Annotated in this window: 11 protein-coding genes; 1 reads left to right on the plus strand and 10 read right to left on the minus strand. The window is 70.9% G+C overall.

Features of this window, described 5'->3' with window-relative positions; genetic code table 11:
- Positions 1-56: 56 nt before the first annotated feature.
- Complete coding sequence (locus tag ASG59_RS06735) at positions 57-386, minus strand: multidrug efflux SMR transporter (protein ID WP_055885479.1); 330 nt, start codon at positions 384-386, stop codon at positions 57-59.
- Positions 387-720: 334 nt separating this feature from the next.
- Here ASG59_RS06735 and ASG59_RS06740 point away from each other — a divergent pair, with 334 nt between their 5' ends.
- Positions 721-1,677 carry a helix-turn-helix domain-containing protein gene (locus tag ASG59_RS06740; RefSeq protein WP_055885481.1) on the plus strand — a complete coding sequence of 319 codons (957 nt, stop codon included), beginning with the start codon at positions 721-723 and terminating at the stop codon, positions 1,675-1,677.
- 38 nt (positions 1,678-1,715) lie between these two features.
- On the opposite strand, the gene ASG59_RS06745 is transcribed toward ASG59_RS06740, so the two are convergent.
- From ASG59_RS06745 to ASG59_RS06785, 9 genes are all read right to left on the minus strand, one after another.
- Positions 1,716-2,594 carry a hypothetical protein gene (locus ASG59_RS06745; RefSeq protein WP_244475656.1) on the minus strand — a complete coding sequence of 293 codons (879 nt, stop codon included), beginning with the start codon at positions 2,592-2,594 and terminating at the stop codon, positions 1,716-1,718.
- Positions 2,595-2,992: 398 nt separating this feature from the next.
- Entirely contained in the window at positions 2,993-3,949 is a 957-nt protein-coding gene (locus ASG59_RS06750) for an antibiotic biosynthesis monooxygenase (protein WP_056407657.1), read from the minus strand.
- Positions 3,946-6,648, minus strand: a complete 2,703-nt coding sequence (locus tag ASG59_RS06755) for a molybdopterin cofactor-binding domain-containing protein (RefSeq protein WP_056407659.1) — start codon at positions 6,646-6,648, stop codon at positions 3,946-3,948. Before ASG59_RS06755 ends, ASG59_RS06750 begins: the two co-directional genes overlap by 4 nt.
- Positions 6,645-7,460: an FAD binding domain-containing protein gene (locus tag ASG59_RS06760; RefSeq protein ID WP_055885490.1), complete on the minus strand. Its 816-nt coding sequence runs from the start codon at positions 7,458-7,460 to the stop codon at positions 6,645-6,647. The genes ASG59_RS06755 and ASG59_RS06760 overlap by 4 nt, the downstream gene beginning before the upstream one ends.
- Positions 7,461-8,169: 709 nt before the next feature.
- A complete protein-coding gene (locus ASG59_RS06765) occupies positions 8,170-9,249 on the minus strand; it encodes a glycosyltransferase (protein ID WP_056407661.1) in 1,080 nt (359 codons plus the stop codon).
- Positions 9,246-10,187 carry a galactosyltransferase-related protein gene (locus ASG59_RS06770; RefSeq protein WP_056407664.1) on the minus strand — a complete coding sequence of 314 codons (942 nt, stop codon included), beginning with the start codon at positions 10,185-10,187 and terminating at the stop codon, positions 9,246-9,248. The genes ASG59_RS06765 and ASG59_RS06770 overlap by 4 nt, the downstream gene beginning before the upstream one ends.
- A gap of 31 nt (positions 10,188-10,218) precedes the next feature.
- Positions 10,219-11,328, minus strand: coding sequence for a glycosyltransferase (locus ASG59_RS06775; protein ID WP_056407665.1), 1,110 nt, complete (start codon positions 11,326-11,328; stop codon positions 10,219-10,221).
- Positions 11,329-11,340: 12 nt separating this feature from the next.
- Positions 11,341-12,216 carry a galactosyltransferase-related protein gene (locus tag ASG59_RS06780; RefSeq protein ID WP_200945941.1) on the minus strand — a complete coding sequence of 292 codons (876 nt, stop codon included), beginning with the start codon at positions 12,214-12,216 and terminating at the stop codon, positions 11,341-11,343.
- Positions 12,206-14,260 carry an HAD-IIB family hydrolase gene (locus tag ASG59_RS06785; protein WP_056407668.1) on the minus strand — a complete coding sequence of 685 codons (2,055 nt, stop codon included), beginning with the start codon at positions 14,258-14,260 and terminating at the stop codon, positions 12,206-12,208. Before ASG59_RS06785 ends, ASG59_RS06780 begins: the two co-directional genes overlap by 11 nt.
- Between the last annotated feature and the right edge of the window lie 9 nt (positions 14,261-14,269).

The raw sequence follows: 14,269 nt of genomic DNA on the forward strand, positions 1-14,269 counted from the left end.
TGCGTGCGGCGACGCCCGGCGGTCACGATGGCGGCGGTGGTACGCGCGTCGCCCGTTCAGTGATGCGCGGTCTGGCCCGATGCCAGGATCGCCACGCCCAGGGCGATGACGGCGATGCCGGCCATCATGGTGACGGAGATCGGCTCGTCGAACAGGAGTGCGCCGCCGAGAGCCGCACCGACCATGCCGACCCCGGCCCAGATGGCGTAGACCACCCCGATCGGCAGCATGTTCATGCTGTTGGACATCAGCCAGAACGCCGTGCCGTACCCCACCGCCACGATGATCGTGGGGATCGGCTTGGTCAGCCCGTCGGCGGCCTTGAGGGCGAGGGTGGCCGTGACCTCGGCGCTGATGGCGAAGGCGAGCAGCAGGTAGGGGTTCATGGGCAGGGCGTCCGTGGAAGCGGCGGGCCGACGGAGCGCCGGATGAGGTTTGCCTCCGACCACTGCAACCGGACCCGTTAAAGTCCGGTTCGAGAGGGCGCGACGGCGACCGGTTTTGCCCGACCCCCTACCGGCTCGCACGCATCGGGAGCGGTGGCCCTCGGCTTGCCTCCCGAAGGCGGCGGCCGTCGTAGGAGGCGTGCAATCATCCCGATGGGATCGCACCGGTTCCGTGTGGTACCGGGGTGACCTGGAACGACACCCCGTCGCACCGGTATCTGCAGGACCACGTCCGACCGGGACCATCCGTCCGCCGCCCCCCGGAGTTTGCCACGTGTCGCGATTGGCGATCGTTCCCAGCGTCATCGAAACGACGGATCGGGTCGAGGCCCGGTGGGCGTTCGAGTTCTGGCGCTCCACGGCCCTCGCCCCCTTCGGCGACGTGGCGCGCGTGCGTCCGGACGGCCCGTTCCGCGCCAGGCGCCTCGCCGTCGCACAGGCGGACTGGGTGATGACGCGGACGGTCAGCAGCCCGGTGGGGCTGACGTTCGGGCGCCGCCACGTCGACCGGAACGCCCCGGAGACGGTGGTGGTCGGCCTGGGGCTCGACGGGCTCGGGTATCACGAGCAACGCGGCCGCGGCGGACGGATCGGAGCCGGAACCGTCAGCTTCCTGTCGCGCAACCGGCCCTTCGTGGCGGGCACGCACTGCGACTACGAGGAACTACGGCTCGCCGTGCCGCGCCGGACCTTCGAGGCCTGGGTCGGCGAGGCCGATGCCTTCGCAGGCCGCCTGATCGCGGATGAAGCCGCGAGCGGCGCGTTCCAGACCTGTTTTCGCGCGTTCGCCGCGTCGGTCGCCTGGCTCTGCGAGGACGAGGCGCGGATCGCCGTGGAAGGCGTGCTGCACATGCTGCGTAACCTCGCCCGGGATCCGCACGCTCCATCCGGCGTGCAGGTCTCGCGCGAGGCGGTCCTCGCCCTCGCCCGCGCCCATATCGCGCGGCGGATGCACGACCCCGGCCTCGACCCCGACGAGATCCACACGGTGCTCGGGCTCTCCCGCGCCCATCTCTACCGGGCGTTTTCGGACACCGACGGCGTGGCGGCGGCCATCCGCGAGGCGCGCCTCCTGCGCGCGCACCGGCGCCTGACGTCGCCGACCGGCGACCGGCCGAAGATCGCCACCATCGCCTATGCCTGCGGTTTCACCGACGTGCCGACCTTCAACCGCGCCTTCCGCAAGCGGTTCGGCCACGCGCCCGGCGAGCTTCGCGCCGATCGCCCCTGAACCGGCGGCGGCCTCCGCCAACGGGGCTCGGCGGGGGCTCATCTCAGGTGGTAGGACACCCCCGCGATCAGGGCCTTTTCCTCGGTGTTGACGGTCCGGCGCGGGTCGGCGCCGAACTTGTTGTGCCAGTACTGGAACCCGGCGAACACCTCGAGCTGGTTGGGCCTTCCGCCGGCGAGCTGCCCGACATCGAGCACCAGGTTGGTCTGGGACACGAACTCGACCCGGGTCCGGTTCTCGTTGGTGACGCCGTAGCGGCCCTTGGGCAGGATGACGGTGTTGAAGCCGGCCAGCGACAGGGGCAGTCCGGTGAACGTCAGCGGGAGCGAGTAGGTGACCTCGAACTCGGGCGTCATCAGGTATTCGACGCTGCGGAATTTGCCGGCGGCAAAGCCGTTGTGGGAGAATTCCTTGTAGCCCTGGACCTTCAGGTTCAGGTAGCCGGCCGGCACGTCGAAGGCGAAGTTCAGGCCGAAGGTGCCGGCCCGCTTCTGGCTGTCGAAGGTGGTGTCCTTTGTGTTGACGTCGGCCCCGAACGACAGCCCGATGTCCTTGACGAGGCCGGGGATGCCGAAGACGTCGGTGTCGAAGATCTGGTTTGCGCTCAAGGTCCCGCGGTAGATCAGATAGACCTCCGTCGCACCGACGCCCTGGAAGCTCCCGAACCTGTCGCCGGCCGGGTCCTGCGAGCCGGAGCGCAGGATGTCGAGGGACAGGAGGTTGGTGCCGTAGGTCCATGCGTTGGTGTGGAAGACATTCACGACGTTCTTGGGCACCTCGCGGGGCTCCAGCCGGCCATTCGGGGTGCCGTCCGGGCGCCGCACGCCGAGACCAGGCTCCGCCGACGGGCCCTGGAAGCGGTAGCTGACGATGGTGTCGGAGAAGCTGAAGAACGAGGGTGGGGCCGCCGCCTTCACAGGCGTGGCCGCGACGGGACCCTCGATCGCCTCTGCACGGGCGTCCCCGACCGGGCCGCCCAGCCCCAGGCCCCCGGCGAGGAGGGCCGCCGAAACCCTGAGGCCCCTTGGGCCGGACCGGCCTCCACGAGGCGTGAGAGCGAGCGTTGGCATCATTCCCGAACGTGTCCCCATGCCCTGTGTCGCGGTCCGGTTGGGTCCAGGCCGCCGTTGCGTTTCTTTGGCCGGTGGCGGCTTCGAGAAGGCGTCGCCGATGCCGTCTCGGCCGGATCCGATCGCCACCGGCGCTCGGCTCATTCCATTTCCGGTTGATCACTCCGTGATGCGGACATGGGCTTCGCTCAGGCGCCGCGCGGGCTCGGTGATACGGTTCCCGCTTGATCCAAGCGGAAACCGTATCAGAGCACCTTCCAGAAGATCAGGATCATGACGACGTAGGCCGCGACCAGCAGGCCCGCGCCCCGGATGTCGAGGATGGCCCGCCTGTCGGGCGGCGGCGACAGCCACCAGCCGAGGCGGTTGGCCGTCCAGGGCACCAGTTTCGCGGTCAGCAGCACGCTGAAGACGTTGCCGATGAAGAGCGCCACCGGAAAATCGAGGTTCAACGTCCGCGAGAGGAGCGGCGTACCGACGAAGAGGCCCCACAGGAAGACGGTGGGATAGAGCGTCAGCAGGACGATCATGTTCATCTTCCACGCGGCCGGCGCGGGCGCGCCCTCGGGCGTGGCATCGCGGAACCACTGCTCGAAGCCGCTCTGCACCCGGCGGGTGTGGAACTCCGCCGTCAGCGGAGCCGCTTCCTCGATCAAGGCCCGGCGTTCGGGCGAATCCAGCCAGGCCTGGAGGTTGGCGTCGCTGTCGAAGCGCAGGATGGCGACGTAGTCCTCCTGCACGCCCGGCACCGCGGGCTCGAACCGGTAGCCCTGCAGGCCCGCCGCCTTCGATTGGGCGGCGGCGACCTTCTGCTCCCAGATGCGATACTGCGCCTCCATCCCCGGTTTCACGCGGGTGCTGATGACGGCGGAGGCCGGTGCGGTGCGGGCCGCACTGGCGTCGTCGCTGACGATGTGGACGTCGTCGCGCCCCACCAGCATCGGGGCGGCGCCCTCGATGCGCGATTGCCGCTCGGGCGAGGCCAGCCAGCCCTTGGCGTGCTCCACGCTGACGAAGCGCTGCAGGATCACCCAATCGACCTGGAGCGGCGGGTGGGGCGGCATCAGCCGCTGCTCGATGAAGCCCGGAAACGTCGAGATCACCGCGCTGGTGCCGCCCTGCCACTGGGCGAAGGCTTCCGTCCTCTCGGGCCGGACGGAGGTCTGCGTCACGATGCTGACGCTGCGGGACTGCGCGCTCATCGGCCGGCGAGCTGCGTGAAGAGGCGGTCGGGCGTGAACGGAAGGTGGGCGAAGCGCACCCCCGTGGCATCGGCGAGCGCATTCGAGACCGCGGGCGCCACCGGGTTGATGCCGCATTCGCCCTGGGACTTCGCGCCGAGCGGCCCGATGCTGTCGGTCGTCTCCGCGAAGAAGATGTCGGTGTGGGGCGTGTCGGCCAGGGTCGGGATGCGGCAGTTGCGCAGCTGCGGGTTGACCATCCGCCCCTCGTCGTCGTGCACCATGTTCTCGACAAGCGCCCAGCCGTAGCCCATCGACACGGCGCCATCGAGCTGGCCGCGGCACTGCATCGGGTTGATCGGCAAGCCGATGTCGGCGGCGTGGACGCTGTGCAAGACCCGGATCTCGCCGGTGACGCGGTGCACCGCGAGGCGGACGCCCTGCACGTTGAAGGCGATGGTCCGCGGCGAGAGATAGGCCCGGCGGCCGACCGTGAAGCGATGGTCGACCTTGGCGCCCTCGGCGTGGAGATCGACGAGCGAGATGCGGCGGTTGCCGCAGATGACGCCGTCGTTGTCGAGGCGGCACTGGTCCATCGGCACGTCGGTGTGCCGGCTGGCGAAGTCGAGGATGTCCTGGGCCATGGCCTCGGCCGTCAGATGGACCGCCTTGCCGGCGACGACGACGCCGGTGCTGGCGAAGGTGCCGGTGTCGTAGGGGGTGCGGTCGGTGTCGGCGTTGATGATGCCGACGTCGTCGGCGCGCGTCCCCAGGATGGAGGCGGCGATCTGCTTGTGGGCCGTGGTGATGCCGTTGCCCATCTCGGTGGAGCCGCAGGCGAGGAAGTAGCTGCCATCGGCCTTGAGGTGCATCTCGGCGCCCGAGCGATGCTCGGTGGGCGGGCCGCATTCGAGCATGGCCAGCGCCACGCCCCGGCCCTCGGCCCAATCCGCCCCCTCGGGCTTGGCGACGCCGTTGCCCTTGGCGAGCTCGCGCTCGACGATGTCGAGGCACTCGCCGATGCCGTGGCTGCCGAAGCTGGCGTCGGACGCCTCCTTCCAGATCGATTCGATGTTGTCGCCCGGCTGCACCACGTTTAGGCGCCGCATCGCGAAGGGATCGATGCCGAGCCGGCGGGCGAGTTCGTCGATGGCGCATTCGATCGCGAAGGTGGTCTGCGAGGCGCCGTAGCCGCGAAAGCCGCCGCCCGGCGTCATGTTGGTGTAGACGGCGTGGCCGATGCCCTTCTTGTTGGCGCAGCGGTAGGCCGCGATCGGGCTCGCCATGGCGGCCGCCAGGGTCTCGCTGCCGTGGCCGCCGTAGGCGCCGGTGTTGGAGAACACCTCGACGTCGAGGGCCGTCAGCGTGCCGTCCTTGCGGGCGCCGATCTTCACGCGGGTGGTCATCTGGTGGCGCGTGGTGGCGCCGATGAACTCCTCCTCGCGGGTCCATTCCCATTTCACGGGGCGGCCGAGCTTCATCGTGGCGAACAGCACGAGGTCTTCCGAGACCATCTCCTGCTTGCCGCCGAAGCCCCCGCCGACGCGCTCCGTGAACACGTGGAGGTCCCGGGGCGAGAGCCCCATGACGTAGGCGAGCTTCTGGCGCACCGCGAACGGCCCCTGCGAACTCGTGCGCACGTGCCAGCGGCCGTCCTCGCCCTTCCAGGCGATGGAGCCGTGCGTCTCGAGGTGCACGTGCTGGACGCGGGAGGTCGAGTAGGTCTGCTCGTGGACGACGTCGGCTTGCGCGAAGCCCTTGGCCACGTCGCCGATCTCGCCCTGCAGCGTGCAGAAGATGTTGTTGCTCCCCGCGACGTAGTCCTTGTCGTGCAGGATCGGCGCGTCGGGCCGCATGGCCAGGACCGGATCGAACACCGCCGGCAGGATCTCGTAGTCGACGTGGAGCGCGCGGCACCCCGCCTCGGCGGCCGCTTCCGTCTCGGCCACCACGGCCGCCACCCGCTGGCCGGAAAACCGCGCCACGTTGTCGAGGAGCAGGATGTCGTCGGGATCGACGAGGTGGTCCTCGTGCAGGGCCGAGCTGAACCGGCGCCCGGGCACGTCCTCCCAGGTGTAGACCGCGACCACGCCGGGCACGGCCAGGGCCGCCTGCCTGTCGATGCCGACGATGCGGGCGTGGGCGTGGGGCGAGCGCAGGACCTTCAGGTGCAGCAGGTCGGCCACCGCGATGTCCATCGTGTAGCGCGCGGTGCCGGTGAGGATGGTGTCGGTGAACGGATTGGGCAGGCTCGCCCCCAGCGCCTTGCCGGCCAGATCCGCCTCGATGTTGCACACGCCGTTGAGCGCGTCCTTGATCGAGCGGTAGCCGGTGCAGCGGCACAGGTTGCCCTTGAGGGCATGCGGCAGGTCGCTCTTCTGGGCCTCCGTCAGGGTGACGGCGGTCATGATCATGCCGGCGGTGCAGAAGCCGCACTGGAAACCCTGCGCGTCATGGAACGCCTGCTGGAGCGCATGCTTCTGCCCGCAGGGCGACAGGCCCTCGATGGTGGTGACCTCGCGCCCCTCGGCCCGGAAGGCCGGAACGAGGCAGGAGTGGAACGGCTTGCCGTCGATGTGCACCGTGCAGGCGCCGCAATCGCCGGAATCGCAGCCCTTCTTGACGCCGAACACCTCGAGGTCGCGCAGGAGGGTCCGCAGGCACTGGCCCGGCGCCGGCTCGGCGGCGTAGGCGCGGCCGTTGATGGAATACTCAGTCATGCGAGCTCCGTACGGATCTGTTCGGCCAGGTACTGCGTGACGTGGCGCTTGTAGGGAGCCGTCCCGTGCACGTCGTGGAAGTAGGCGTCCGCCGGCAGGCGTTCGTCGATGGCGCGGCGCAGCGCGTCCGCCGACGGAAGCGTGGCGAAGCGCAGCTGCACCGGCTTCGGGGTCGCCGCGGTGATCGTCAGGAGGAAATCCGCGCCGCCGTCGCCGGCGGTGCCGATGATCAGGGCGGCCGAGCGACCGTAGCGGGTCAGCGAGACCTGCCGCATGGCCGTGCGCTTCGTCAGCGCCGCGGCGGGCAGGTGGATGCTGCGCAGCAATTCGCCCTTGCCCAGGACGTTGGCGTGGTTGCCGGTGACGAAATCGACCACCGGGACGGTGCGCGCTTGCCCTTCGCGCGGCCACAGCGTGCAGACGCCCTCCAGCGCCGCGGTCAGCGAGATCATCGCTCCGGCCGGCAGCGACATGCAGACGTTGCCGCCGATGGTGGCGGCGTTCCAGACCTTGAACGACATCAGGAACGAGTCGATGCACTGCCGGAACAGGGGCACCGCGCGCCAGGCCGCCGGACCCTCGAACCCGTGCAGATCGACGACGCGACAGGTCGCGGCGATCTCGAGGCCGGCGTCGGTCGCCGTCAGCGGCGCCCAGCCCAGTCTCTCGAGATCGATCAGCGTATCGACCGCCACCTGCGGTTCCGCGAACAGCCAGGTGCCGCCCGCGAGCCACGAGTAGCCGTCGTGCCAGCCCTGGATCTCGTCCAGCGATGTCGGTCGCTTGACGTCGACAACGGTCGAAAGGTTCATCGTTGGCCCTCAAGGTTCGCAGGCTGCGGCGTCGGGTTCGTGAATGCCGTCGTCTGTCGTGATGCGGCGAATGACGCTCGCATTGCGATGAATAGGGTGTCGTTTGAAAAAGCCCGGCCGGTTGCCCTCACGAACCCAATAGGCTTTGTCCGAACCATCGGGGATACCGCCGCTTCCATCGGACGACACGCGGTGGCGGAGGTTTCTGCCGCGCCTCGATTGTCGTCTCGCCATGATGTACGGCCGAGCCTGTGAAACGCGGGTAAATGAAATCTGCGCTTGCGCGTTTTGCAGGAGCGCGGCGATGAAAATTGTAACGACGCGTGTTCGAAGAACATCGTATTGTTCGCAGACGTCGAGAGACGCCTAAACTGGTCTTCCGAAAAATTCGGATCCCGTCGGTGGCGTTCGACGCGTAGCCCGGAAGGTCGGGCGTCGATACGGGTGAGACGGATCGGCAACGAAAAAGCGACCGGCGCGGCGCAACCCGTTCATGCGACGCGGGAGGCCGATCGTGACGAAGATTCCCCGGATGGCGTCGCAATGCGGATTTCGACGCCGCTCCGGCACCGAGCCCACCGGCTTTGGCGATCCCTCGTGGATGAAACGCCGCCCTGTCCCGGACGCCCGGAGCGCCGGCGGAGGGTGATCCGGGATCCAGGGAGACGAGGGCCGCGGAGCGGCGCGCTATCGCCACCGTCGATCCCGGTTACGATTGAGGCGCGCCGGGCGTCCCGTCTTGCATGGCGGCGGCGTAGAGCCGTTCGCATCCGTCCAGCCAGACATCGTGCGTGAAATGACGCCGGACGCGGTCGTGGGCGGTGCGTCGCGGGATCGCGAAGGCGCGGCCGATGGCGTCCGCCAGGGCGGCCTCGTCGTCGGGCGAAGCGAAGGCACCGGCCTTGCCGATGACCTCGCGGGCGGCCCCCCGGTCGAAACTCGCCACCGGCAGGCCGCAGGCCATCGCCTCGATGGCGACCAGCCCGAACGGTTCGTCCCAGCACGGCGTGAACAGGAAAACGGAGGCTCTGCCGACCTCCGCCGCCAGGGACGGGCCGTCGAGATGGCCGCCGTAGCGGATCGCGCCGCCGAGCCGGGGCCGGACCTCGCTCTCCCAATACGCGCCATCCTCCGTCGAGCCGAACAGCGTCAGGGCGATGCCGGCCCGGCGCGCGGCCTGGATCGCCAGATGGGTTCCCTTGTAGGGGGTGATCCGCCCGCACCAGACCGCGCTGCCGTCGCCTCGGTCGCGGTAGGGCCAGTCCGCCGGGTCGATGCCGTTGTGGAGCACGCTGGCCTGCGGCGGCGCCCCGTCCGGGAACCAAGCCCGCAACTGGCCGTGCGAGGTCACCGTGAGGCGGTGGCCGGGGACCACGCTGTCGTGCACGAACCAGCGCAGGTCGTCGTAGGGCGGAACGTGCAGGGAGGTGACGGTGGGGACCCGGCGGGTGCGCTCGCGGGCGAGCGGCAGGCGGCTCAGGCTGTTGTTGTGGACGACGTCGAACCCGCCCGCCGCGATCCGGTCGCAGGCGGCGGCATAGCCGGCGTCGAGATGCGCGACGAGGGCCGGGTCGCCGGTGTGTTCCTGGCCGGGGAACCTCGCCTCCTGATGCCGGGGGATCACGGCGTCGAGGGTGAAGCGCGGGTCGCTGTCGCCCGAGGCGAACAGCACCACGTCGTGGCCGCGGGCGCGCAGGCCCTCGGCGAGGTGCCAGCTGTGGGCCTCCATGCCGCCCCGGAACGGCGGCGCGATCGGCTGGCGGACGTGGGCGAGGACGGCGATCCTCATGCGGGCACGCGCGCGGTCTCGGCCGGGGATGCGGCGGCGGCGATCCGCGCGTCGAGGAGGCGGATCACCGTGGCGGTGTTGGCGTAGGGCTGGTGGCTCTGCTGGCCCGTCAGCGCGAGGTCGTCGGCATCGGGCCGGCGCAGGATGCGGATCGGCCGGCCCGGGGCATCGTCGATCAGCCCCATGAGGCGGAAGGCGTAGAGCCAGTGGCCCATGGTGCGGTAGCCCCACTTCGCCTCGAACAGCTCGGCGTTGCGCACGACGCTGTCGAGGTGGTGGATCGGCGGCATGTGGTGGGGGTGATACTGGTGGTGCGCGAGCCCGCCCCTGATCCAGGCGATGGGGATGCCGTACCGGTCGAGGGTCTTGCCGAAGTCCGTGTCCTCGCCGCCGTAGCCGGTATAGCGTTCGTCGAAGCCGCCGGCGGCGAGGAAGGTCGCCCGCCGCATGGCAAAGTTGAGCGACCAGAAGCACCGGTAGTCGGTGCAGATCTCGATGCCCTCGGCCGGCGGGCCGCGCCGGTCGGAGTGGCGCTGCGCGAGGGGCCCGAAGTCTTCGCTCCGCCAGGCGCCGCCCGTGGCGCCGCCGGGCAGGTAGAGGACTTCGCCCATCAGGAGGCCGTCGAGTTCGTCGAGTCGGCGCGCGTAGTCGGCCACCAGGTCCGGCGCGGGGATGCAGTCGACGTCGAGGAAGACCACCTGCTCGCCGGCCGCCGCCGCCACGGCGCAGTTGCGGGCGGCGGCCAGGGGCAGCCGGTCGCCGCCGACCACGATCTGGCGGATCGGGAACGGCGCGTCGGGCAGGTCGTAGGGCCGGTCCTGCATCACCGCCACGATGAGTTCGACGGGGATCTGCGTCTGGCGGGTCAGGCCGAGCACCAGGTTGTGCAGATGGGTCGGGCGCCCCTTGGCCAGGGTCACGACGGTCACGCTCGGCATGCTGGACGGTTCCGGATCGAGGAGTCGAGGATCAGGCGGCGGGCGCGCCGGCCCAGAGGTCGTCGGTGAGGCCTTCGAGCCAGCCCGCGGCGCGGGCGGCGGCATCGGGGGCGTGGAGCGGGCGCAGGATCTCGCCGTCGAGGGCGCGGGCCCGGTCGAGGAGGTCGCGCCAGCCCTGGAGGTCGCCGGGCCAGCGCGGCGCCTGCACGGCGGCGCCGAGGCGCACGAGGGCCTCGGCCTTGCGGGTCTGTTCGCTGAAATAGCGCCATTCGGGCATCACCACGAGGCGTCCGCCGACGCGGGCGACCTCGTGAATGGTGTTGTCGCCCGCCGACGCGATGACGATGTCGGCCGCCGCGAGATGGTCGGTGACGGAGGCGACCCAGCCGAGTTCGCGCAGGTTGGAGAAATCCGTCTCGTGGCCCTCGCGGTGGGTCGGCCCGAGGGTCAGCCACAGGGCGTCGGGGACGGCGCGCGCGGCGACGGTGAGCGGTGCGTAGGGCGTGCCGCTGCCCCCGCCCCCGGTCACGGCGACGACGATCTCCCGGGCCGGGTCGAGGCCGAGGCGGGCGCGGGCCTCGGCCCGGGTCGGCACCGGGTCGACGCTCGTGCACAGGCCGCCGCTGTAGAAGGTCCTGGCCCGCAGGTAATCCGGATAGTCGTCCTGCTCGAGACGCGGGTCGAAGGGGGCGAGCATGCCCACACAGGCCTCGTAGGCGCCGATATGACCGATGTCGGAGCGGTCGCCGTGCATGCGGATCTGCACGGCCGGGACGCTGGCGGCGCGGGCGAGCAGGGCGATCTCGGCCGAGACGTCGACGACGAAGAGGCCGATGCCCCGGTCGTCGAGGTGGTCGAGGATGGCCCGCATGGTCCGGCGGGTCTCCGTCACGCCGAGGGGCACGCAATGCATCACGCTCGGCGTCGGCTCGGCGAACAGGCGCGGCGTCGGCACCCTGGCGCCGATCATGTCGGGCAGGCCGACGATCTCGATGTCGCGGGCAAATCCGTCGAACAGGCCCGGGTCGGCGGTGAGGACGGAGACCGGCCGGTGGCGTGAGAATTCGGCGACCACGGCGCGGGTGCGGTTGGCGTGTCCGCGCCCCTGGTGGTGGACGAAGAAGGCGATGGGTTTTGTCATGGAACTCGAAACTCAGGAGAACAGGCGCGTGCCGGGCTGCCCGGCGGCGGCGATCTCGGCCGGCTCCGGCGCGCGCAGCCGCTGGATCTCGGGCGCGTCCGGCTCCCATGCGATGAGGCCGGCGTCGCGGAACTGGCCGAGCCAGTAGTCCATGCACCAGGTGCCGTGCCGGGCGTGGAAGCGGGCGGCGTTGCGCAGGATGTGGTCGAACTGGTGGAGCGGCGGCACGTGCACCGGATGGTGCTGGTGGTAGGCGCGTGCGCCCGCGACCCAGTGCGTCGGCAGGCCGGCGGCGGCCAGACGCACGGCGAAATCGGTCTCCTCGGCGCCGTACCCGGAAAACCCCTCGTCCATGCCGCCCAGGTCCGCGTAGGCTGCGGCCGGCAGGGCGAAGGACAGGCCCCACAGTTCCTTCGCGTCGGGCTCCGGGCGCAGGCCGGTGGCGGGGATCGCAGGCTTGGCCGGATGGACCCGGCCGAGGCGGTCGAGGCGCGCGTCATCGAGGTCGGGCCCGACCGCGCCCTCGGGCAGGTAGAGCACTTCGCCGAGCAGCAGCCCGTCGGTCGCTGCCCCCGCATAGGCCGCGACCAGTCCCGGCCCGGGGATGCAGTCGACGTCGAGGAAGATCAGGCGCTCGCCCCGCGCCGCCTCGGCGGCGCGGTTGCGGGCGGCGGCGAGCGGCATCGGCTCGCCGGGAACGAACAGGTGGCGCACGCGGCACCCCGGGTCGGGCAGGTCGGGCGCCGGCTCCGGCTGCATCCAGGCGATCACGAGTTCGCATGGCGCCATCGTCTGGCGGGCGAGCCCGCGCATGAGGTTGCGCAGGTGCGCGTCCCGGCCCCGGACCAGGGTGAGCACGCTGGCCTGGCCCCCGGCCTCAGGCGACATGGGCGAGGGTCTTCCGGAAATGCGCGACGCCTTCGATGACGCCGCGGGCATGCGAGGCGCGGGCGACGTAGGAATGGCCGAGCGCCGCGTGGCTCGCGAGGTCGTCGGAAAAATTCGCCACGATGATCGCCTGACGGCCGGCCCGCAGCATCTCGACGTCGTTGCCGGAATCGCCGGCTACGAACACGTTGCCCTCGCCGAGGCCGTAGAGGGTGCGCACATGGTCGACGGCCGTGCCCTTCGAGGCTAGGGGCGGCAGCACGTCGAGGTAGCGGCCGTGGCTGTGGATGAGGGAGGCGGGCAGGCCGGCGGCGTCGAGGCGCGCCCGCACCCGCCGGACGGTATCGGCATCCCCGAAATAGCTGAGCTTGTGCGTGCGCTGCTCCAGCGGCCCCTGGGCCACGAGGTCCGGCAGGTCGGACAGGGCGGCTCGCACGGCGGTCCGGTCCCACCCGCGCGAGACCGCCTCGCGCCAGGGCCGGTCGACGGAGTAGCTGACGCCGTTGGGGTCGAGGTGATAGATCTCGGAGCCCACCGAGGTGATCATCACCTGCGGGCGCGGGCTCGCCTGCTGCTCCAGGATCGCCATGGCGCTGTGGAACGAGCGCCCGGTGGCGACCCCGAAGGCGAGGCCCTCCTGCTCGCTGCGCCAGTGTCGGAACGCGCTGAGCCCGGCGTCGCAGCCCACCAGGGTGTTGTCGATATCGCAGATGAGGAGCTGGCGCGGATCGCGCATGGGCGGTTCGGCCGAGCCCAGCGCCCGCAGGAGGGCGTGGTAGCGCGCCGCGTGGCGGTCCCAGTCGTAGGCCGCCGCCGCCCGGGCGCCGCCGGCCACGAAGCGGTCTCGCAGGCCCGGCTCGTCGAGGATGCGCAGGCACGCCCGCGCGATCGCGCCGGGATCGCGCGGATCGACCAGAAGGCCGTTGCCGCAGGTCTCGACGATGTCGTTGGGGCCGCCGCTGTCGGTGGCGACCAGCGGCAGGCCGGCGGCGGAGGCCTCCAGCAGGGTCAGGCCGAACGGCTCGTTCAGGGCCGGGTTGACGAACACGCCGCCGCGCACCCGGGCATAGGCGTAGAGCGCCGGCACGTCCTCGGGGCGATGGGTCTTGGGGTAGGCGACCCGGCCGTAGAGGTCGTAGCGATCGATGAGGGCGAGGAGTTCGCGCATGGTCCCGGCCATGCCGCCGTCGAGGTCGTCGAGGTCGCCGCGGGTTCCGGCGACGAGGACGAGGTTGGCCCGCGCCTGGAGGTCGGGGCTCTCGCCGTAGGCCGTCACCAGGGCGGCGAGGTTCTTGCGCGCCACCGGCCGGGCGAGCGCCAGGAGGGCCGGTCTGAGGGGGGCGCGCAAAAACCGGTCGATGGTCGCGTCGACGCGCGGGCAGGGTTGCGCGCCCTGGAAGCGCGCGAGGTCGCTGCCCGGCGGAACCACCCGGATGCGGCCGGGATCGTAGGCGGCGTAGGCCGCGTATTGCACCTCGGCCTCGTCGCGGGACGAGGCGACGACGAGGGCGGCGCGGGCGAGCGCGGTCTCCTCGGCGGCGATCCGATGCGCGAGCCGCGGGTCGGCGTCCGCGCGATGCCCCATCGCCGCGGCCTTGACCCGCCCGAGCGAATGGGCGGTGAACACGAAGGGGATGCCGAGGCGGTCCTCGACCCGCGCGGCGACGGCGGCGGCATCGGCGTAATGGGCGTGGATCACGTCCGGTGCCGTCGGTTGCGCGGCGATCCAGGAGACGAGTCCGTCGGCGAAGCTCGCGACCTCCGCGTGGAGGTCTTCCTTCGGCAGGTAGCCCGGCGACGCGCTGGCGAGTCGCACGATGGTCACCTTGCCCGATACCGCCTCCTCGGGCACGGCGTAGGCGGCCCCCAGCGTGCTGTCGAACAGGCGGGTCGCGACGACGATCCTGTCCACGGTCGCATCCTGCGCGCAGGATCGAACGAGGTCGAGGAGGTAGCGGATGTGCCCACCCGTATCCGCGGTGAGACCGTAGGCGACGCCGTCACCACGAAGACATCCTTGAAGTGCGACGTGAAGAACGAACATCGTCAGCGC

This window comes from Methylobacterium sp. Leaf466 (assembly GCF_001425565.1).
Classification (GTDB): Bacteria; Pseudomonadota; Alphaproteobacteria; order Rhizobiales; family Beijerinckiaceae; genus Methylobacterium.

Bases quoted from the DNA above. Each gene is read 5' to 3' on its own strand.
- ASG59_RS06735 (WP_055885479.1), bottom strand. From the start codon at position 386: ATGAACCCCTACCTGCTGCTCGCCTTCGCCATCAGCGCCGAGGTCACG.
- ASG59_RS06765 (WP_056407661.1), bottom strand. From the start codon at position 9,249: ATGAGGATCGCCGTCCTCGCCCACGTCCGCCAGCCGATCGCGCCGCCG.
- ASG59_RS06770 (WP_056407664.1), bottom strand. From the start codon at position 10,187: ATGCCGAGCGTGACCGTCGTGACCCTGGCCAAGGGGCGCCCGACCCAT.
- ASG59_RS06750 (WP_056407657.1), bottom strand. From the start codon at position 3,949: ATGAGCGCGCAGTCCCGCAGCGTCAGCATCGTGACGCAGACCTCCGTC.
- ASG59_RS06775 (WP_056407665.1), bottom strand. From the start codon at position 11,328: ATGACAAAACCCATCGCCTTCTTCGTCCACCACCAGGGGCGCGGACAC.
- ASG59_RS06755 (WP_056407659.1), bottom strand. From the start codon at position 6,648: ATGACTGAGTATTCCATCAACGGCCGCGCCTACGCCGCCGAGCCGGCG.
- ASG59_RS06785 (WP_056407668.1), bottom strand. From the start codon at position 14,260: ATGTTCGTTCTTCACGTCGCACTTCAAGGATGTCTTCGTGGTGACGGC.
- ASG59_RS06760 (WP_055885490.1), bottom strand. From the start codon at position 7,460: ATGAACCTTTCGACCGTTGTCGACGTCAAGCGACCGACATCGCTGGAC.
- ASG59_RS06780 (WP_200945941.1), bottom strand. From the start codon at position 12,216: ATGTCGCCTGAGGCCGGGGGCCAGGCCAGCGTGCTCACCCTGGTCCGG.